Here is an 18,851-nt window from a genome sequence, read left to right on the forward strand (position 1 = left end):
TCCGGCACCCGGCTTTTCCAAAAGTGACCCGCTGTAAGAGCGGAACCATAAGTAGCCGTTACCGCAGCAACGGATATACACACGCAAGCAAGTTTCAAACCGGGAGACCCACGGATGACCGCTCGACCCACCCACACTCTAACCCCACATCACCCCGTCCCAGCACTCCCATCCCAGGGTCTGATCGCCGTGATCGCCCCCGCCGGTCCCGCCCCCCTGGACACGGAAAAAGCCATCCAATGGATGCGCGCCCGAGGCCATGAGCTGCGGATCTTCCCCGGAGTCTACGAAAAGAATGGCTACCTCGCCGGCAGCGACGAGACACGCCTCAACGACCTGCACGCCTCCTTCGCCGACCCAGAAGTAAAAACGATCATCTGCCTGCGCGGTGGCTACGGCACACCGCGCCTGCTGGACCGCATCGATTTCGAACTTCTAAGGCGCAACCCCAAGCCCTTCGTCGGCTACAGCGACATCACTGCCCTACACCTGGCCATCAGCCGTTACGCGGGCTTCGTCACCTTCCACGGCCCGTTGCTCAACGCCGATCTTCTGGGCGACAAGGATCCATTAACCGTCACGTCTTTTTTCAGCCAGCTGCGTGGGCAGTTGATGGCCGGCAGTGTGCTGAGCCATCCCGCGGCTTATCCGTTGACCACCGTTGCGCCCGGCATCGCCTACGGGCGTTTGCTGGGAGGCAATCTGTCGATGATTGCCGCGACCATGGCCACGCCCTACGAAATCGAGGCCGAAGGCGTAATCCTGCTGGTTGAAGACATCAACGAGCCGCTTTACCGCATCGACCGGCTGCTGACCCAGTTACGGCTGGCCGGCACCCTGGCAAAGCTGCGGGGTGTCTTGGTGGGGGATATCGCTGGGGTGGATGTCGAGGCGTTGAACAAACTGTTCAAGCAGACCTTCGAGCCGTTTGGCATCCCGGTACTGTCCGGCTGGCGCAGTGGGCACTGCGATCCGAACCTGACGTTGCCCATGGGCGCGCTGGTGACGCTGGATGCCGGGGAGAAGAGATTGGTGCTGGAGCAGGATGTGGTGGTTAGCCGCTAAGCGCTCGTCGTCTGATAGTCCCTCATCGCGAGCAGGCTCGCTCCCACAGTTGACTTCAAAACACGGTCCAGTGTGGGAGCGAGCCTGCTCGCGATGAGGGCAGCGGCCATAAGGCAATCTAGCGGTTACGCAACCCTTCCAGCAGCTTGTGCGTCGGATACCCATCCGCTGGCCAGCCGAACGACTGCTGGGCGCTGCGTATGGCCTTGCGGGTGTTGGCGCCGATGATGCCGTCGGGCGTGCCTGCGTCGAAGTTGTGTTTGCCCAGCAAGGTCTGCAGTTCGAAGCGCTCGCTACGGCTCAAGGGCAGATCGTCCTTTGGCCATTGCCCGTTGATCAGCCCCGCGCCCGCGAAGCGCTCTGACAGCAGGCTGACCGCCAAGGCGTACGACGAGGAATTGTTGTACTTGAGGATGGCGCGGAAGTTGTCGAGCACCAGGAAAGCCGGCCCGCGGTAGCCGGCCGGCAGCAGCAGGGCCGCCGACAAGTGTTCGGCACCAGCTGGGACCTGGCTGCCGTTGGGCAGGCTGACGCCCAGTTGCAGCCATTCGGAGACGGGTTTGCGGATCGCGCCATCGGCCAGCGGATAGTCGAACCCTTCTTTGAGTCGTACCTCGAAGCCCCACGGCTGCCCGCGCTGCCAGCCAGAGCTTTGCAGGTAGTGCGCGGTCGAGGCCAGGGCATCGGTGGCGCTGCCCCAGATATCGCGGCGGCCGTCACCATCGAAGTCCACCGCGTGGGTGTTGTACGTGGTGGGAATGAACTGGGTCTGGCCCATGGCGCCGGCCCAGGAACCCAGCATTTTTTCCGGAGCGATGTCACCCTGCTGCAGGATCTGCAGCGCGGCGATCAACTGCGCATGGGCAAACCCCGGACGCCGACCTTCGTAGGCCAGGGTCGCCAGGGAGTTGATCACCGACTTGGTGCCCTGGAACTGACCGAAATTGCTTTCCATGCCCCATACCGACACCAGGAACTGCCGATCCACGCCATAGCGCTGCTCGATGCTTTGCAGGATGTCGACATGCTGTTGGAGCAGCGTCTGGCCCCGGCGTACTCGCAGTGGCGACAGGGCGCCATCGAGGTATTCCCACACCGGACGGCTGAATTCGGGCTGGCTGCGGTCGGCCTTGATGACGCTCATGTCCGGGCTGACGCCGATGAACGCGCGATCAAACAGGTCGGCACGGATCCCGGCGGCCAGGGCTTGCTTGCGAAAACCGGCTTGCCATTCGGCAAAAGTTTGCGTGGGTGCGATGACCAGGTTGTCACCGGTCGGAACCACCGGCGGTACGATGGCCGGAGCAGGCACGGCAGGGACGGTCTTGAGCGGTTGGGCGTCGGCGGCGGTAGGTTTTTCTGCGCAGGCGACAAGCAGAACGACGCTTGTGGCTGCAATCAATTGGCGCAGGGGCCAACGACGGGAAAGACAAAAGGGCATGCACGGGTCCAGATAAACAAATCAGATGCTGACCTTATCATGCGCAAAGGAGAATAGGGCTGGTCCCGGTGTTTCAAGCCGCCACAAAGCAAGAAGCCTCCCAGTTGTCAGACTGGAAGGCTTCGCGGCGGTAGCTGCCTTTGCCCTTGGCGGGTCGTTCCTGGCGGCTGCGGAACAGGGGCTGGGCGATGATGGATTTGGCCTTGTTGGGGCCATGCTTGGATGGCTTTTTGCTCATGATGGGTTCTCTCATGGGGTGATTTTGCGGGGCAAATCATGGGGCAGACTGAGGGAGCTGTCCATAGGGTAAATGGAGGTGATATGTGTAGGATCAAGAGCGGAAAGGCTCGCAGCCTTCGACAGCTCCTACAATGAAATGCATACCTCTGTAGGAGCTGCCGAAGGCTGCGATCTTTTATTCTGCTGGCAGAGTCAGCCGCTGACCGGCCATCAACAGCGACAAGCGGCTCAGGCTCATCCACGGCGACCCCGCCGCCTGACCTTTGATCTGCGCATCGATGCGCTGGGCTTCGAGCAGCAGTTGCGCCCAGCGCGGTGCCGAATAGCGTTGCAGGGCCTTGCTCATCAGCGGCTTGCGCTTGTCCCACACCGGCGGTCGGGCCTGGCTGAAAGCCTTGTCCAGCGGCACGCCCTGGCTGTATTGCAGCGACAGGTTAGCCAGCAGGCGCAGTTCCCGGGCCAGGGCCCAGAGGATCACCGGAGGCTCGACGCCTTCGCCCCGCAGGCCTTCGAGCATGCGCAAGGCGTGGGCGGCTTCACCGTTGAGGATCGCATCGGTCAGCCCGAACACATCAAAACGCGCACTGTCGGCCACGGCGGCCTGTACCGTTTCCACGGTGATCTGCCCACCCTCGGCCATCAGCTTGAGCTTTTCGATTTCCTGAGCGGCGGCCAGCAGGTTGCCTTCGACCCGGGCGGCGATCAGTTCCACCGCATCCTGGCTGGCTGAGAGGCCGGCCTGGGACAGACGCTGGCGGATCCAGCTGGGCAACTGGCTGACGTCCACCGGCCAGATCTGTACGAACTGGGTCTGCTGACCTTCGACCAGGGCCTTGCCCCATTTGGTTTTCTGCGCGCTGCCATCGAGTTTGGGCAGGCTGATGAGCAACACTGTGTCTTCGGCCGGCCGTGAGCAATATTCGATCAGCGCGGCGGCGCCTTTGTCACCGGGTTTGCCAGACGGCAAGCGCAGCTCCAGCAGGCGTTTTTCCGCAAACAGCGACATGCTCGCCCCCGCCTGCAGCAGCGTGCCCCAGTCGAAACTGGCGTCGGCGGCGAACACCTGGCGTTCGTCGAAGCCTTGTTGACGGGCGGCGGAGCGGATGGCGTCGGCGGCTTCCTGGCACAGCAGCGGATCATCGCCACTGATGATGTAGACCGGCGCGAGTGCGCCTTGCAGGTGTTTACCGAGTTGGGCGGGAGCGAGCTTCATAAGAGAAGGCGAGCGGGGCGCCGGAGCGCCCCGCAAGGCTTATTCAGACGGGATTTGCATCGGCGACTGTTGCGGGGTTTCCGCCTCAGCCTTGCGCGCCGCTTCCAGTGCCTCGGCTTCTGCCTTGGCGCGGGCGTCGGCGGTCTGCTGCAACTGGTCCAGTTGGGCCGGGCTCAGTTGTTGCAGGCGCAGCATCATGCGTTGCACGAGGTCACGACGCATTTCGCCACGCACTTCGCTCGACTCCTGGTCGGAACCGGTGATGTTGTTGCCATCGTGCAGGTAGACCTTCTGCACTTGCAGTTTGTCGTCCAGCAGCACCAGGTTGTTCTGGCCGCGGATCTCATAGCTCAGGACGTTATTGAGTTCATACTCGGCCGAGCGACCGGCACCGGCGTAACTCAGGCTGCGCTGGCTTTGCTGTTCGCTGGTCAGCACCAGTTTGTACGGCGCGCCGTTGTAGATCTTCACGCCGCTGTTCTCCAGCGTGTCGCGCAGCATCTTCACGGTCTCGCCATAAGCGTCCCGGGCGCTGAGGTCCAGCTCCGTGATGGCCAGCTCGGTGGTGCCGGTGCCGCGCAGCTGGAAGCCGCAGGCGCTCAACAGGACCGCCAGGCCCATTACCAGCAGATTACGTTTGATCATCTTGTTGCTCCCCTTGAAACCCTATGGCTCGACAGTGCGGCCCCGCAGGTTATATTCGGCGCCCGGCCCAAGCCGGCGCCCGATCCAATTAGCTTGCGACGATGTTGACCAGTTTGCCGGGCACGACGATCACCTTGCGAATCGTCAGGCCATCGACGAAGCGCAATACGTTTTCATTGGCCCGTGCGGCGGCTTCGATTTCTTCGCGAGTGGCGGCGGCCGGCATTTCGATCTGGCCACGCAGCTTGCCGTTGACCTGGATGACCAGGGTCAGGCTGTCCTGCACCAGCGCGGTTTCGTCCACCACCGGCCAGCGGGCGTCAATCACCGGGTCAGCGTGGCCCAGGCGATTCCACAGCTCGTGGCTGATGTGCGGCGTGATCGGAGCCAGCAGCAGCGTCACGGCTTCCAGGCCTTCGTGAACCAGTGCGCGATCCTGTTCGGTGCCTTGCGCGGCTTTTTCCAGGACATTCATCAGCGTCATCACCTGGGCGATGGCGGTGTTGAATTTGTGGTTCTGGCCGACGTCATGGCTGGCCTGCTTGATGGCCAGGTGGATCGAACGGCGAACGGCTTTCTGCTCGTCGTTCAGGCCGGCGACGTCCAGTTTGCCCGGCAGGCCCTGAGTGACGTGGGCTTGAGCCAGACGCCAGACGCGCTTGAGGAAGCGGTGCGAACCCTCGACGCCGGAGTCGGACCATTCGGCGCTCATGTCGGGTGGCGAGGCGAACATCATGAACAGGCGGCAGGTGTCGGCGCCGAACTGGTCGATCATCGACTGCGGGTCGACGCCGTTGTTCTTCGACTTGGCCATCTTCTCGGTGCCGCCGATTTCCACCGGCAGGCCGTCTGCGATCAGTTTGGCGCTGATGACCTTGGCTTTGCTGTCGCGTTCGAGTTCGACGTCGGCCGGGTTGTACCAGGTGTAGGCACCGTTGGCTTCGCGACGATAGTACGTCTCGGCGATTACCATGCCTTGGGTCAGCAGGTTCTTGAACGGCTCGTTGGAGCTCACCAGGCCTTCGTCACGCATCAGCTTGTGGAAGAAACGCGCGTAGAGCAGGTGGAGAATGGCGTGTTCGATGCCGCCGATATACTGGTCCACCGGCAACCAGTGGTCAGCCGCGGATTTTTCCACCAGGCCGCCTTCATAGTGCGGCGAGGCGTAGCGGGCGTAGTACCACGAGGACTCGACGAACGTGTCCATGGTGTCGGTTTCACGCCGGGCCGGTGCGCCGCATTTCGGGCAACTGCACTCGTAGAACTCGGGCATGCGCGCCAGGGGCGAGCCGGCGCCGTCGGGTACCACGTCTTCGGGCAGGACCACGGGCAGTTGATCTTCCGGCACCGGTACGTCACCGCAAGTATCGCAATGCACGATCGGAATCGGGCAGCCCCAGTAGCGTTGGCGGCTGATGCCCCAGTCGCGCAGGCGGAACTGGGTGCGGGAAGCACCAAGGTTCTTCTTGATCAGGGCCACTTCGATGGCGTCGAACGCGCCGGGAAAGTCGAGGCCGTCGAACGCGCCGGAATTGATCAGTTCGCCGTGTTCGCCATAAGCGTCCTGCCATGGCGCCGGGGTCTGGTCACCGGCGCTGGTACGCACCACGGGCTTGATCGGCAGGTTGTACTTGTGGGCGAACTCGAAATCGCGCTCGTCGTGGGCCGGAACAGCCATGACGGCGCCGTCGCCGTAGTGCATCAGCACATAGTTGGCGACCCACACCGGGAGTTTTTCGCCGGTGAGTGGATGCTCGACGAACAGCGAGGTCGGCAGGCCTTTCTTCTCTTGAGTGGCGACATCGGCTTCAGCGACGCTGCCACCTTTGCATTCGGCAATGAACGCCTGCAGCTCGGGATTGTTGCGGGCTGCCAGGGTCGCCAGCGGGTGCTCGGCGGCCACGGCCACGTACGTGGCGCCCATCAGGGTGTCCGGACGGGTGGTGAAGACTTTCAGGCTGCCCGCTTCGCCAATGGAGGCGACGTCGTAGGGGAACTGCACTTCCATGCCCCGGGACTTGCCGATCCAGTTGCGCTGCATGGTCTTGACCTGCTCAGGCCAGCCGGTCAGCTCGTCGAGACTCTCCAGCAGTTCATCCGCGTAGGCGGTGATCTTGAAGTAGTACATCGGGATTTCGCGCTTTTCGATCAGCGCGCCGGAGCGCCAGCCACGACCGTCGATCACCTGCTCGTTGGCCAGGACGGTCTGGTCCACCGGGTCCCAGTTCACGGTGCCGTTTTTGCGGTAGATCACGCCTTTTTCGAACAGACGGGTGAACAGCCATTGTTCCCAGCGGTAGTAATCGGGCTTGCAGGTGGTGACCTCGCGGGACCAGTCCACCGCGAGGCCCAGGCTGCGCAGCTGGGTTTTCATGTAGGCGATGTTTTCGTAGGTCCACTTGGCGGGGGCCACGTTGTTTTTCATCGCGGCGTTTTCCGCCGGCATGCCGAAAGCGTCCCAACCCATGGGTTGCAGGACATTCTTGCCTTGCATGCGCTGGTAGCGGGAGATCACATCGCCAATGGTGTAGTTGCGCACGTGCCCCATGTGTAGCTTGCCGCTGGGGTAAGGGAACATCGACAGGCAGTAGTAAGTCTCCTTGCCTGGCTGTTCACTGACTTCAAAGGACTTTTGCTCGTCCCAGAACGACTGGGCGGCGGCTTCGATTTCACGGGGCTGATAGTGTTCGTGCATGGCTACTTTTGTACTGAATGGGGTGGCCCAATCCTCTTCGATGCCATGCTGGACGCAGACGACGCCTGATGCGGCGTTTTCGATGCCCAGCCGAGCTGGAAGTGGAGTTACAGGAAGCGCCGTAGCATACATGACCGTGCTCTGCCGAGGGAAACCCTGATTGCGTGCCGGGGCATTGTCGATACCCGGTGATGGTCGCTGTTCAGGGCCGTTGGTCGCGGCGCCCTGCCGGTTTGCCCAGCGAAGCTAAGCTTCTCAATGGGGAGTGAGTCTTATCTTCAATGAGGTGAGGGATGGTTGAATCACAGCGAAAAGTAACTACACCTGAGTTGTACGAAAAACTGATCGATCGTCTCGGGATGGCCCTGGACGCTGCAAGAACCGCCGGTCGCTTGCGCGATGAACGCCCGGCAGAGCTGGAACTGCGTGGCTTGACCCCCGCAGAATTCGAACTGGTCGAGGCTTACCTTGAGCAGGTCGGGCATCAACCCCCCACAAGTGGGGCCCAGCTACTCAAGCGCCTCGATACACCCCGTTCGGCCAAGGTTGTATGGCTCAAGGATCGGACGCCCACCAGGGATGCTGTAAAAGTCCGGTCACTGCAGTTCAAGTAAAGCCGGATTCACGCGTGTCGCTTTTTTTGATTCAAGGTTGTTTCGAATCTGTTGTCGCTTTGCGTCAACCCACCTAGGCTTCGGGCATCTATGGAGATGCCCGATGCCGTTTCGCTATTTCATCAAACAACTTTTATTGCCGCCCGGCATTCTTTTGCTGCTGTTGGTGCTTGCCTGGTGGTGGCGCAACTCCCGGCCGCGCCTGGCTCGCCTGTGTTTCATTGCTGGAGTGGGCGGTTTCTGGCTGATGAGTTTGCCTGTGGTGGTGCAATGGAGCGCTAAGGCGTTGGAGCGTGAGCCGCCGCTGCCTCGCAGCGAATGGGTGACGCTGGCGCAACGTGCCGATGCCATCGTGGTGCTCGGTTCGGGCCGCGATCGCGGTGACTTGGCCTGGGGCACCGACCAACCCACCGGCATCGGTCTGGAGCGCCAGCGCTATGCGGCGCGACTGGCCAAGGCATCGGGATTGCCGGTGCTGACCAGCGGCGGCTTGCACTATGGCTCCCCACCGAGTGAAGCGAAAGTGATGGCCGATTCGATGCTCGATGATTTTGGTGTCGCGGTGCGCTGGCAGGAAGGGCGCAGCCGCACGACCTGGGAAAACGCCCGGATGAGCGCCGAGGTGTTGCTGCCGCAGGGCATCAGGCGGGTCGTGGTTGTGACTCATGCGTCGCACATGCCACGGGCAGTGTGGAGTTTCGAGCGCTCGGGGTTTGAAGTGGTCCCTGCACCGATGGGTTTTCTGGGGCAGGACAATGCCCGCCCGCTGGGCGGCTGGATGCCGGAGTTCAAGTCGATCTGGCAGTCCGGGCAGTTGATGAACGAGGCGGTGGGGCAGGTGGGGTATAGGTTGTTCTATCGTTGAGTATTTGGGGGCGGTAATCTCTGTGGGGGTAAGGCTTGCCCGCGATGAAATCGACGCGGTCCTGCCTTGGGAACAGGGTGCCTGCATCGCGGGCAAGCCTTGCTCCCACAGGAAATTCGTTGACCCCGCAGCGGGATCAAACCGTCTTGGCCATCCGTCCCGCCATCAACGCCCAGCCCAGCAGCAACACGCATAAAATGATCAGCGGCCACGAGCGCCATTGCAGGTATGGCGTCAAGCCGTGCATCGGCACCACTTCGCCGTACAGGATGCCACGCTCGAATTGCGGGATCTGTGCGGTGATCTGGCCGAAGGGGTTGATCAGGCCGGTGACGCCGTTGTTGGTGGAGCGGATCATCCAGCGACCGGCTTCCAGGGCGCGCATCTGAGCCATTTGCAGGTGTTGCAATGGACCGATCGAGGTGCCGAACCAGGTGTCGTTGCTGATGGTCAGCAGCAGGTCGCTGCGCGCCGAGAGGCCGGCGGCGAACTCCGGGTAGACCACTTCATAACAGATGAACGGCGCGATCTGGTAACCCTTGGCTTGCAGCAACGGCTGGTCGGCCGGGCCGCGGGCAAAGTCCGACATGGGCAGGTCGAAGAACGCGATCAGGCCACGCAGAATGTCCTGCAACGGCACGTATTCACCAAATGGCACGAGTTTTTGCTTCAGGTAAGTGCCGTCACCTTCGCCGGTCACGGTGATGCCGTTGAAATAACGCTTCTGTTGATGCACCACCTGGCGAATCGGCACGCCGGTAATCAGCGCCGAATTTCGCTCGGCGGCGAAGGTGCCCATCATGTCCAGGTAGCCCTGGGCCGATTCCTTGAGCACCGGCACGGCTGTTTCCGGCCAGATCAACAAGTCGACCCGTTTGGAGGCAAAACTCATGTCGCGGTACAACGCCAGTTGCGCGTTGAGCTGGTCCGGGTCCCATTTCATGCTTTGTTCGATGTTGCCCTGAATCGCCGCGACGCTCAGCGGATCACCCGAAGGGCTGGTCCAGGCATGGTCTTTGAGTGCCATGCCGGCGGCCCATGGGCCGATCAGCAGGACCGCGCCCGCTGCGATAAAGCCTTTGCGCCCGGCGCGGATCAACCGTGGCGCGTTGTACAGCAGCGCGGCGGTCAGGGCCAGGGTGAAGGACATCAGCCACATCCCGCCCAGCGGCGCGAGGCCGGCCAACGGACCGTCAAGTTGGCTGTACCCGGAATACAGCCACGGGAACCCGGTGAGGAACCAGCCGCGAAAGGCTTCCTGGCCCAGCCACAGGGCGGCGAAGGCCAACGCGTCGGCCAGCGGGGCTTCGTTACGCCTCAGCCACCGCGCCCAGAGCCAGGCGGGCAGGGCGAAAAACCAGGCAATGGCGGCGATGAACAGCAGCATCAAGAAACCGGCGAGCAGCACCGAGGCGCCGCCGAAGTTGTGAATGCTGACGTAGATCCAGCTGGTGCCGGCGCCAAACAGGCCGAAACCGAAACACCAGCCACGGCCGATGGCCTGACGCGGCGAAAGCTCGCGCAGGCCCGCATAGAACAGCCCGACCGCCAGCAGTGCCAGCGGCCAGATGTCAAACGGCGCCAAGGCCAGGGTGGTGATCGCGCCAGCCGCCATGGCCAGCAGGTTACCGGGCCAGCCGGGGCGGGTTATCCAGCGCATGTGTGTCCTTAGCGGGGCTCGCAGGGTTTATCGGGCAATGGGTGACAGGCGCAGCAAGTGAATCCGACGGCTGTCGGCGTTCAGGATGCGAAAGCGCCAGGAGCCGATTTCCGTGGTTTCATTGCGCTTGGGCAGGTGCCCGAAAGCACTCATCACCAGGCCGCCGACGGTGTCGAACTCATCGTCGGAGAACTGACTGTCGAAGAACTCGTTGAAGTTCTCGATCGGCGTCAGCGCCTTGATCAGGAAGTCGCCGCTGGGCAGCGGCTTGATGTAGCTGTCTTCTTCGACGTCGTGCTCGTCTTCGATGTCGCCGACGATCTGCTCAAGCACGTCTTCGATGGTGACCAGCCCGGCCACGCCGCCGTATTCGTCGATGACGATGGCCATGTGGTTGTGATTGGCGCGGAATTCACGCAGCAGCACGTTCAGGCGCTTGGACTCGGGCACGAAGGTGGCCGGGCGCAGCAAGTCCTTGATGTTGAAGCTGTCGCCGTTCTCCTGAAGGATCAGCGGCAGCAGATCCTTGGCCAGCAGTACGCCCATGACGTCGTCATGGCTCTCGCCGACGACCGGGTAGCGCGAGTGAGCGGAATCGACCACGGCGGGCAGGAATTCGCGAGGTGTCTGGGTCGCCTTGATGCTGACCATCTGCGAGCGCGGGACCATGATGTCCCGCACCTGCAGGTCAGCGACCTGGATGGCGCCTTCGACGATGGCCAGCGCTTCGCTGTCCAGCAGTTTGTTCTGGTGTGCATCGCGCAGCAGCTCCAGCAGCTCCTGGCGGTTTTTCGGCTCATGGGCAAAAGCCTGGGTGAGCTTGCCCAGCCATGACTTCTGCCCGTTGCTCGATCGATCTTCGCTCATAGCGATTACTCTGAATCCTTTGTCGTTACAGGTTGATGTATCAGTGTTCGTCGCCGGCGTAGGGGTCGGGGTGACCCAGCTCTGCAAGCAACGTTCGTTCCAGCGATTCCATTTCCTCGGCTTCGTCATCTTCTATATGGTCGTAACCCAGTAGATGCAAGCAGCCGTGAATCACCAGATGGGCCCAGTGGGCCTCAGCGGTTTTGCCTTGTTCGGCAGCTTCGCGCTCCACCACCGGGATGCAGATCACCAGATCGCCCAGCAGCGGAATGTCGAGCAGTTCGTCGGGCACGTCGGCGGGGAACGACAACACGTTGGTGGCGTAGTCTTTCTGCCGCCAGGTGTGGTTCAGCTCGCGGCCTTCGGGCTCGTCTACCAGGCGGATGGTCAGTTCCGAGTCGGCGCTGCGCTGGCGCAGGGCCAGCTCGCACCATTGACGCAACTGAGCCTCGCTGGGGGCGGGGCGTTCGCTGGCCAGTTGCAGATCAAGTTCAAGCATCGTGGCGATTGCCCTTGTCTGCGGTCGCCCGCTCGTCCTGAAGATTCTCGAAGCGCTCGTAGGCTTCGACGATGCGCTGTACCAATGGATGGCGCACGACGTCCTTGGGCATGAAATGCGTGAAACTGATGCCCGGCACGTCCTTGAGCACCTGGATCACATGGTTCAGCCCGGACTTGGTGCCACGGGGCAGGTCGACCTGGGTGATGTCCCCGGTGATCACCGCAGTGGAGCCGAAGCCGATCCGGGTCAGGAACATTTTCATCTGCTCGACCGTGGTGTTCTGGCTTTCGTCGAGGATGATGAAGCTGTTGTTCAGCGTACGGCCACGCATGTAGGCCAACGGCGCAACCTCGATGACCTGGCGTTCGATCAGCTTGGCGACGTATTCGAAACCGAGCATTTCGTACAGTGCGTCATAGAGCGGACGCAGGTACGGGTCGATTTTCTGGGCCAGATCGCCGGGCAGGAAACCGAGTTTTTCCCCCGCTTCTACCGCCGGGCGCACCAGCAGGATGCGGCGCACCTGTTCGCGCTCCAGCGCATCGACGGCGCAGGCCACGGCCAGGTAAGTCTTGCCGGTACCGGCCGGACCGATGCCGAAGTTGATGTCGTTGCCCAGGATTTCCTTCACGTAGCGCTGCTGATTTAAGCCACGCGGGCGAATCATGCCTTTTTTCGTGCGCAGGGCCACGGCAGGTTCCGACGGAGCGTGGTTCTCGAGTTCTTCGAGGGCTGACTCCTGCAGGAACAGATGGACGGTGTCCGGCGACAACTCGCTTCCCTTGGTTTCCCGATAGAGACGGCGCAGCAGGTTTTCCGCGGAGCTGGTGTGCTTGGGTTCGCCGATCAGTTCGAATTGGTTTCCGCGGTTGCGGATCTCGATGGCCAGGCGCTGTTCGATCAAGCGCAGATGCTCGTCGAATTGCCCGCACAGATTGGCGAAGCGGCGAGCCTCAAAGGGCTCGAGAATGAAACGATGTGGTTCGATGGGTGCGTTCAAGGTCGTTTTTAGCCGCCCTGGGGCAATTAAGATGAAATCAAGGATAACGCCAGTAGGCTGGGTGCGAAAGCTCTTAATAAACCGAGCAATCTTGTGGGAGCAAGGCTTGCCCGCGATGAATGCACCTCGGTCCCTCAAGAATTGAGGCGCCTGTATCGCGGGCAAGCCTTGCTCCCACAAGTTCTGTTTTCACAGGGAATCGGCGGGTTACTGAACCAGCGAGCCGCGCAGGGAGTGCGGTTGCGCGGCGTCGATGTGCACGTCGGCGAACTGGCCGATCAGGGCCGGGGTGTCGCAGCGGAAGTTGACGATGCGGTTGTTTTCGGTCCGCCCTTGCAATTCGCCCGGGTCTTTTTTCGAGTAATCGGTCACCAGAATCCGCTGGACGGAGCCGACCATTTGTCGGCTGATCTCGAAACCTTGCTGGTTCAAGCGATGTTGCAAGGCGTTGAGTCGTTCTTTTTTAACTTCTTCGGGGGTCTCATCCGCCAGGTCGGCCGCCGGGGTGCCGGGGCGCTGGCTGTAGACGAACGAATAGGAAAAATCGAAACCCACGTCTTCGATCAGCTTCATGGTCTGCTGGAAATCTTTCTCGGTTTCGCCGGGGAAGCCCACGATAAAGTCCGAACTGATGCAGATCCCAGGCACCGCCGCCCGCAGTTTGCGCAGCTTGGACTTGTACTCCAGCGCCGTGTGGTTGCGCTTCATGGCCGCCAGGATCCGGTCGGAGCCCGATTGCACCGGCAGGTGCAGATGCTTGACCAGCTCAGGCACTTCGGCGTGGGCCTGGATCAGGCTGTCGGAGAACTCCAGCGGGTGCGACGTGGTGTAGCGGATGCGGTCGATGCCATCCACGGCTGCCACCACGCGGATCAGCTCGGCGAGGTCCGCCAGGCGCCCGTCATGGGTCAGGCCGCGGTAACCGTTGACGTTCTGCCCCAGCAGCGTCACTTCCCGCACGCCATTTTCCGCCAGGTGGATGATCTCGGCGATGACGTCGTCGAACGGACGGCTGACTTCTTCACCACGGGTATAGGGCACCACACAGAACGTGCAGTACTTGCTGCAACCTTCCATCACCGACACATAGGCGCTCGGGCCGTCGATGCGGGGTTCGGGCAGGTGGTCGAATTTTTCGATTTCCGGGAACGAAACGTCCACCTGCGGCAGTTTGGTGATACGCGCGGCGTCGATCATCTCCGGCAGGCGGTGCAGAGTCTGCGGGCCGAAGACCACGTCGACGTAGGGCGCGCGGTCACGAATGGCGGCGCCTTCCTGACTGGCCACGCAACCGCCCACGGCGATGACCATTTCCGGGTTGGCCAGCTTCAGTTCACGCCAGCGGCCGAGCTGGGAGTACACCCGGTCCTGGGCGCGCTCGCGGATGGAACAGGTGTTGAGCAGGATCACGTCGGCGTCTTCAGCGCGGGCGGTGACTTCCAGGGCCTGGTGTTCACCCAGCAGATCGACCATGCGCGAGCTGTCGTACTCGTTCATCTGGCAACCGTGGGTTTCGATGTAAAGCTTCTTGGCCATGGACGGAGTCATCACGTGATTCAAAGAACCGCGCATTATAGGGAACAAGTCACCCGGTTCCTACCGCTGTGCGAGCAGTGGCTATGCTATAGTTCGCGCCCTCATTTTTTACCCGCCGATGTGTTTCGCCAGCCATGACCAAACGTGAAGCTCCAATCTACAAGGTGATTTTCCTCAACCAGGGCCAGGTGTTCGAAATGTACGCCAAGCAGATCTATCAAAGTGATCTGTGGGGCTTCCTGGAAGTCGAAGAGTTCGTCTTTGGCGAGCGCACGCAAGTGGTCGTCGATCCGAGCGAAGAAAAGCTCAAGGCGCAGTTCGAAGGCGTGGTGCGCAGTTTTGTGCCGATGCATTCGATCGTGCGTATCGACGAGGTCGAACGCCTGGGCACCCCGAAAATCAGCGAAGCCCGCGGCGCGGTCGGCAATGTCATGCCGTTTCCGATGCCGATGCCTGAGAAGTAAGACTCAAGACAGAGTGGCCTTCATTCGCGAGCAAGCCCGCTCCCACACTGGATCTCCTGTGAACACATTATTTGTGAACACTGAAGATCCCATGTGGGAGCGGGCTTGCTCGCGAAGGGGCCAGTAAGACCCACGCAATAGTCAGGGCAACGGCGAGAAGGGCGTGCGCCCGTCGGCGTTCTGCAATTCCATCAGGTATTTGCGGAAGATCTGCCCCAGCACCTGGGTGGCGACTTCCAGCTCGTCGCGGGGCATCTGTTCGGCGACTTCGTCGGCGGTGTCCAGGGCTTCTTCGGCGCCATTGACCGCTGCCATCTTCAAGACGATGTAGGCCTGAACGTTGTTGGCCGGTACGCCTTCGCCATGGAAGAACATGCCGCCCAGCTTGTATTGCGCCTGGGCATGGCCCTGCAATGAGGCTTGCTCGAAGTAGCCGAGGGCCAGTTTGAGGTCGCGCGGTGCAGCCTTGCCCTCGTAGTAGAACTCGCCCAGTTCGTATTGCGCTTGGGCATCGCCCGCGTCCGCCGCTTTTTGACAGGCGTCGAGTGCCGGTGCGAGATCTTGTGGCTGGGTGTTGAGCGTGCAACGGCCCATCGCCGGGATCAACAACGAATTGCCGCCTGCTTGTGCGTTCGCCAGCAGCGGCTGAAGGAGCAACAGGCAGCCCAGGGCAAGGGTGCGGCCGGTGCGGTTCATGGGAATCGACTTACCTCTGAGGGGCACGCGGACCCTCCGGGGGATCCAATAAGCGCGCATTATGAAATAAGCAGGGCCATCCTTACAAAGTCTTTACTCGTTTTTCTGCTGCAAGGGAGCGCTAGCGGCAGCTTCGAGGGGTAATACGTAGGAAAAGGGGTAAGAGGTTGTCGTCAATCACTGACGCCAGCGTCAGCCGGCGTCAGTTATCCACAGGCTTACTTCAACGCGGCGAAGGCCCGTTCGGCGGCGTCGAGGGTGATTTTCAGCTCGGCTTCGCCATGGGCGATGGAGGTAAAGCCGGCTTCGAACGCGCTCGGTGCCAGATACACGCCACCCTCGAGCATCAGGTGGAAGAAGCGCTTGAAGCGGTCTGCGTCGCTGGCCATCACCTCTTCGAAGGTCACGATGTCATCGGCCCCGCTGAAGTACAGGCCGAACATGCCACCGGCCTGGGTGGTCACGAACGGGATGCCCGCCGCGTCGGCACGAATCTGCAAACCATCGAGCAGACGGGTGGTGTAGTTGGTCAGCTCGGCGTGAAAGCCCGGACGGCTGATCAGGCGCAGGGTGGTCAGGCCGGCGGCCATGGCCAGCGGATTGCCCGACAACGTGCCGGCTTGATAGACCGGTCCCAGCGGCGCGATGCATTCCATGATGGCACGCTTGCCACCGAAGCAACCGACCGGCATGCCGCCGCCGATGATCTTGCCGAAGGTGCTCAGGTCCGGTGTCACGCCGTAATGGGCCTGGGCGCCGCCGAGGGCCACGCGGAAACCGGTCATCACTTCGTCGAAAATCAACACGACGCCGTGCTGGTCGCACAGGCTGCGCAGGCCTTCGAGGAAACCCGGCGCCGGCGGTACGCAGTTCATGTTGCCGGCCACCGGTTCAACGATGATGCACGCCACTTCCTGGCCGACTTCAGCGAGCATTTTCTCGACTGCTTCGAGGTCGTTGAACGGCAGGGTCAGGGTGTGCTTGGCGAACGCTGCGGGCACGCCGGCCGAACTCGGGACGCCTTGGGTGAGTGCGCCGGAACCGGCCTTGACCAGCAGGCTGTCGGAGTGGCCGTGATAGCAGCCTTCGAACTTGATGATGCTGTCGCGCCCGGTGTAGCCGCGCGCCAGGCGAATTGCACTCATGGTCGCCTCGGTGCCGGAGCTGACCATGCGCACCATTTCCATTGATGGCACGATCGAGCAGACCAGGTCGGCCATCTCGGTTTCCATGGCGGTCGGGGCACCGTAGGACAGGCCATGCTGCAACTGGTTGCGCACCGCTTCCAGCACGTCTGGATGGCTGTGGCCGAGGATCATCGGTCCCCACGAACCGACGTAGTCCACATAACGCTTGTCATCTTCGTCCGTCACGTACGCGCCTTCGGCATGCTTGAAGAACAGCGGGGTGCCGCCCACGCTCTTGAACGCACGAACGGGGGAGTTCACGCCGCCGGGGATGTGCTTCTGGGCGTTGGCAAACAGGGTTTCGGAACGGGACATGGTTGGGCTCTCGAAATCGAAAAATTTATTTGATCTGCAACAGATCGTTGAAGGCACGGGCTCGGCGCGTCACTTCCAGGGGGCTGTCGGCGCCGAACAGGCCATGGACCACGGCCAGCAGGTCGACACCGTGAGCCACCAGCGGGGCGGCGTTGTCCAGGGTGATGCCGCCGATGGCGCACACCGGTATATGCAGTTTGAGCCGGGCCTGGTCGAGCAGTTCAAGGTTTGCACTGGGTGCGCCGGGCTTGGTGTTGGAGTTGAAGAAGCGTCCGAACGCGACATAGCTGGCGCCCTCGCTGGCGGCCTGCTCGGCCAGTTCCAGGCTGGAGTGACAGGTGGAGCCGATGATTGCGTCGCGCCCCAGCAGCGCCCGTACCGGCGCCAGCGGGCCATCGGTCTGGCCCAGGTGAACGCCGACGCCCAGGCGCGCGGCCAGTTCGGCGTCGTCGTTGATGATCAACCGGGTCTTGTAGCGCTCGCACAGATTTCGCAGCGCTTCGGCTTCGCGCAGACGGCGGGCTTCGTCGCTGCTTTTATCACGGTATTGCAGCAGGGTGACGCCACCTTCCAGTGCCGCTTGCACATACGCGAGGAATTTGCCGGCCAGCAGTTGGCTATCGGTGATGGCGTAAAGGCCACGTAGTTTCATTCCACAGCCTCCGGAGCTACGAGCAGAAATCCAGCGGCAGGCGCCGCGGTACGAACTGGCCTTTGCCCAACTGTTCGGCATCGCGCAGGGTACGCCAGGTGTAATCCAGTGCTGTCTTGACCGCGCTGGCCAGGTGTTCGCCCTGGGCCAGCCGTCCGGCCAGGGCGCTGGCCAGGGTGCAGCCGGAACCATGGTAGCTGCCGGGCAAGCGCTGGCAGGTGAAGGTTTCGCGGCGACCATCGCGGCTGTACAGGCGATTGTGGACTTCATGTTCGTCGCCGTGACCACCGGTGATCAACAGGTGCTTGACGAAGGGCAGTAGTTTTTCGGCGCACTCATCGGCGCTGCCTTCGGGCAGTTCGGCGAGGATGCGCGCTTCAGGCAGGTTGGGGGTGGCGATGATTGCCAGGGGCAACAGGCGTTCGCGCATGGCGTAGCCGACTTCATCCTTGCCCAAGCGTCCGCCGCCACCGGCACGCAGCACCGGGTCGCAGACCATGGGTAAATGCGGGTGCGCCTGCAGCAGTTCGACCACCGTGTCGACCATGTCCAGTGAACCGAGCATCCCCAGCTTGACCGCCGCCACCTGTGAATCGTTGAGCACGGCATTGGCTTGCGCCAGCACCCACTCCCGATCGAGCACGCGGAAATCGCTCACATTGACCGTGTCTTGCACGGTCAACGCGGTAACGGCCGGGGCGGCATGACAACCCTGGGCGAGCAGGGCTTCGATATCTGCCTGCAAACCGGCGCCACCACTGGGGTCGTGGCCGGAGAGACAGAGGACAACGGGGCGAGAGCTGTAGATATTCATGGTGCGCGAGCTTACCACCAAACCCCTTGTCGGGCGCGCCTGTAGTGACGGGACTCTCTACAGGCAGGATTTATTTGTGGCGAGGGGATTTATCCCCGCTGGGGTGCGAAGCGCCCCCATTCAAACTGTCTGATATACCGAGCCGACAGTTACTGGGGCTGCTGCGCAGCCCAGCGGGGATAAATCCCCTCGCCACAACCGAGCCTGACTCCAGGCTGTATTGCACGCTGACCAAAGCAACAGCTCTAGCTCAATGCTTGGCGCTGGAACGCCCGTTCTAGAGCCATCTGTAGGAAAAATTTCAATGGTGCAAATTGGCCATCAACGGCTATGCTAGAAGTGGATCCAACCAATAACAGGTAATGCCGGTTTTACGTCTA

Annotated in this window: 18 protein-coding genes; 4 read left to right on the plus strand and 14 right to left on the minus strand. The window is 61.8% G+C overall.

Going from position 1 to position 18,851, the window contains the following annotated elements:
* Positions 1-114 precede the first annotated feature (114 nt).
* Entirely contained in the window at positions 115-1,065 is a 951-nt protein-coding gene (locus AAIS01_RS22590; RefSeq protein ID WP_343470791.1) for a S66 peptidase family protein, read from the plus strand.
* A 118-nt stretch (positions 1,066-1,183) separates the two neighbouring features.
* Here AAIS01_RS22590 and AAIS01_RS22595 read toward each other — a convergent pair whose 3' ends face one another.
* The 5 genes from AAIS01_RS22595 to leuS all read right to left on the minus strand — a co-directional run bounded on the left by AAIS01_RS22595 (position 1,184) and on the right by leuS (position 7,299).
* Positions 1,184-2,506, minus strand: a complete 1,323-nt coding sequence (locus tag AAIS01_RS22595; RefSeq protein ID WP_343470792.1) for a lytic murein transglycosylase — start codon at positions 2,504-2,506, stop codon at positions 1,184-1,186.
* Positions 2,507-2,579: 73 nt separating this feature from the next.
* Positions 2,580-2,744, minus strand: a complete 165-nt coding sequence (gene arfA / locus AAIS01_RS22600; protein ID WP_047229500.1) for an alternative ribosome rescue factor ArfA — start codon at positions 2,742-2,744, stop codon at positions 2,580-2,582.
* Between the two features lie 177 nt (positions 2,745-2,921).
* A complete protein-coding gene (gene holA / locus AAIS01_RS22605; RefSeq protein ID WP_123415265.1) occupies positions 2,922-3,959 on the minus strand; it encodes a DNA polymerase III subunit delta in 1,038 nt (345 codons plus the stop codon).
* 39 nt (positions 3,960-3,998) lie between these two features.
* On the minus strand, positions 3,999-4,604 hold the full coding sequence (locus AAIS01_RS22610) for an LPS-assembly lipoprotein LptE (protein WP_343470793.1): 606 nt from the start codon (positions 4,602-4,604) through the stop codon (positions 3,999-4,001).
* Positions 4,605-4,692: 88 nt separating this feature from the next.
* Positions 4,693-7,299: a leucine--tRNA ligase gene (leuS, locus tag AAIS01_RS22615; protein ID WP_343470794.1), complete on the minus strand. Its 2,607-nt coding sequence runs from the start codon at positions 7,297-7,299 to the stop codon at positions 4,693-4,695.
* Positions 7,300-7,592: 293 nt separating this feature from the next.
* Here leuS and AAIS01_RS22620 point away from each other — a divergent pair, with 293 nt between their 5' ends.
* Positions 7,593-7,913 (plus strand): hypothetical protein, encoded by a 321-nt coding sequence (locus AAIS01_RS22620; RefSeq protein WP_343470795.1) that lies wholly within the window; start codon positions 7,593-7,595, stop codon positions 7,911-7,913.
* Between the two features lie 103 nt (positions 7,914-8,016).
* Positions 8,017-8,778, plus strand: coding sequence for a YdcF family protein (locus AAIS01_RS22625; protein WP_343470796.1), 762 nt, complete (start codon positions 8,017-8,019; stop codon positions 8,776-8,778).
* A gap of 136 nt (positions 8,779-8,914) precedes the next feature.
* Here AAIS01_RS22625 and lnt read toward each other — a convergent pair whose 3' ends face one another.
* The 5 genes from lnt to miaB all read right to left on the minus strand — a co-directional run bounded on the left by lnt (position 8,915) and on the right by miaB (position 14,343).
* Positions 8,915-10,438: an apolipoprotein N-acyltransferase gene (lnt, locus tag AAIS01_RS22630; RefSeq protein ID WP_343470797.1), complete on the minus strand. Its 1,524-nt coding sequence runs from the start codon at positions 10,436-10,438 to the stop codon at positions 8,915-8,917.
* 27 nt (positions 10,439-10,465) lie between these two features.
* Positions 10,466-11,305 (minus strand): CorC family transporter, encoded by an 840-nt coding sequence (locus tag AAIS01_RS22635; RefSeq protein WP_025215634.1) that lies wholly within the window; start codon positions 11,303-11,305, stop codon positions 10,466-10,468.
* Positions 11,306-11,345: 40 nt separating this feature from the next.
* Positions 11,346-11,804 carry an rRNA maturation RNase YbeY gene (gene ybeY, locus AAIS01_RS22640; RefSeq protein ID WP_047229507.1) on the minus strand — a complete coding sequence of 153 codons (459 nt, stop codon included), beginning with the start codon at positions 11,802-11,804 and terminating at the stop codon, positions 11,346-11,348.
* The gene (locus tag AAIS01_RS22645; RefSeq protein WP_343470798.1) at positions 11,797-12,807 is read right to left on the minus strand and encodes a PhoH family protein; all 1,011 of its coding nucleotides are present in this window, start codon (positions 12,805-12,807) and stop codon (positions 11,797-11,799) included. Before AAIS01_RS22645 ends, ybeY begins: the two co-directional genes overlap by 8 nt.
* 207 nt (positions 12,808-13,014) lie before the next feature.
* A complete protein-coding gene (gene miaB / locus AAIS01_RS22650) occupies positions 13,015-14,343 on the minus strand; it encodes a tRNA (N6-isopentenyl adenosine(37)-C2)-methylthiotransferase MiaB (RefSeq protein ID WP_343470799.1) in 1,329 nt (442 codons plus the stop codon).
* A gap of 134 nt (positions 14,344-14,477) precedes the next feature.
* On the opposite strand from miaB, the gene AAIS01_RS22655 reads away from it, so the two are divergent.
* The gene (locus tag AAIS01_RS22655) at positions 14,478-14,807 is read left to right on the plus strand and encodes a DUF1820 family protein (RefSeq protein WP_003185742.1); all 330 of its coding nucleotides are present in this window, start codon (positions 14,478-14,480) and stop codon (positions 14,805-14,807) included.
* 141 nt (positions 14,808-14,948) lie between these two features.
* Here the strand turns inward: AAIS01_RS22655 and AAIS01_RS22660 are convergent, their stop codons facing one another.
* The 4 genes from AAIS01_RS22660 to AAIS01_RS22675 all read right to left on the minus strand — a co-directional run bounded on the left by AAIS01_RS22660 (position 14,949) and on the right by AAIS01_RS22675 (position 18,471).
* Positions 14,949-15,503, minus strand: a complete 555-nt coding sequence (locus AAIS01_RS22660) for a tetratricopeptide repeat protein (RefSeq protein ID WP_343470859.1) — start codon at positions 15,501-15,503, stop codon at positions 14,949-14,951.
* 218 nt (positions 15,504-15,721) lie between these two features.
* Complete coding sequence (hemL, locus tag AAIS01_RS22665) at positions 15,722-17,005, minus strand: glutamate-1-semialdehyde 2,1-aminomutase (RefSeq protein ID WP_343470800.1); 1,284 nt, start codon at positions 17,003-17,005, stop codon at positions 15,722-15,724.
* A gap of 25 nt (positions 17,006-17,030) precedes the next feature.
* The gene (thiE, locus tag AAIS01_RS22670; RefSeq protein WP_343470801.1) at positions 17,031-17,657 is read right to left on the minus strand and encodes a thiamine phosphate synthase; all 627 of its coding nucleotides are present in this window, start codon (positions 17,655-17,657) and stop codon (positions 17,031-17,033) included.
* A 16-nt stretch (positions 17,658-17,673) separates the two neighbouring features.
* A complete protein-coding gene (locus AAIS01_RS22675; RefSeq protein ID WP_343470802.1) occupies positions 17,674-18,471 on the minus strand; it encodes a hydroxymethylpyrimidine/phosphomethylpyrimidine kinase in 798 nt (265 codons plus the stop codon).
* Positions 18,472-18,851: the final 380 nt, after the last annotated feature.

Source organism: Pseudomonas halotolerans (assembly GCF_039581215.1).
GTDB lineage: Bacteria > Pseudomonadota > Gammaproteobacteria > Pseudomonadales > Pseudomonadaceae > Aquipseudomonas > Aquipseudomonas tehranensis.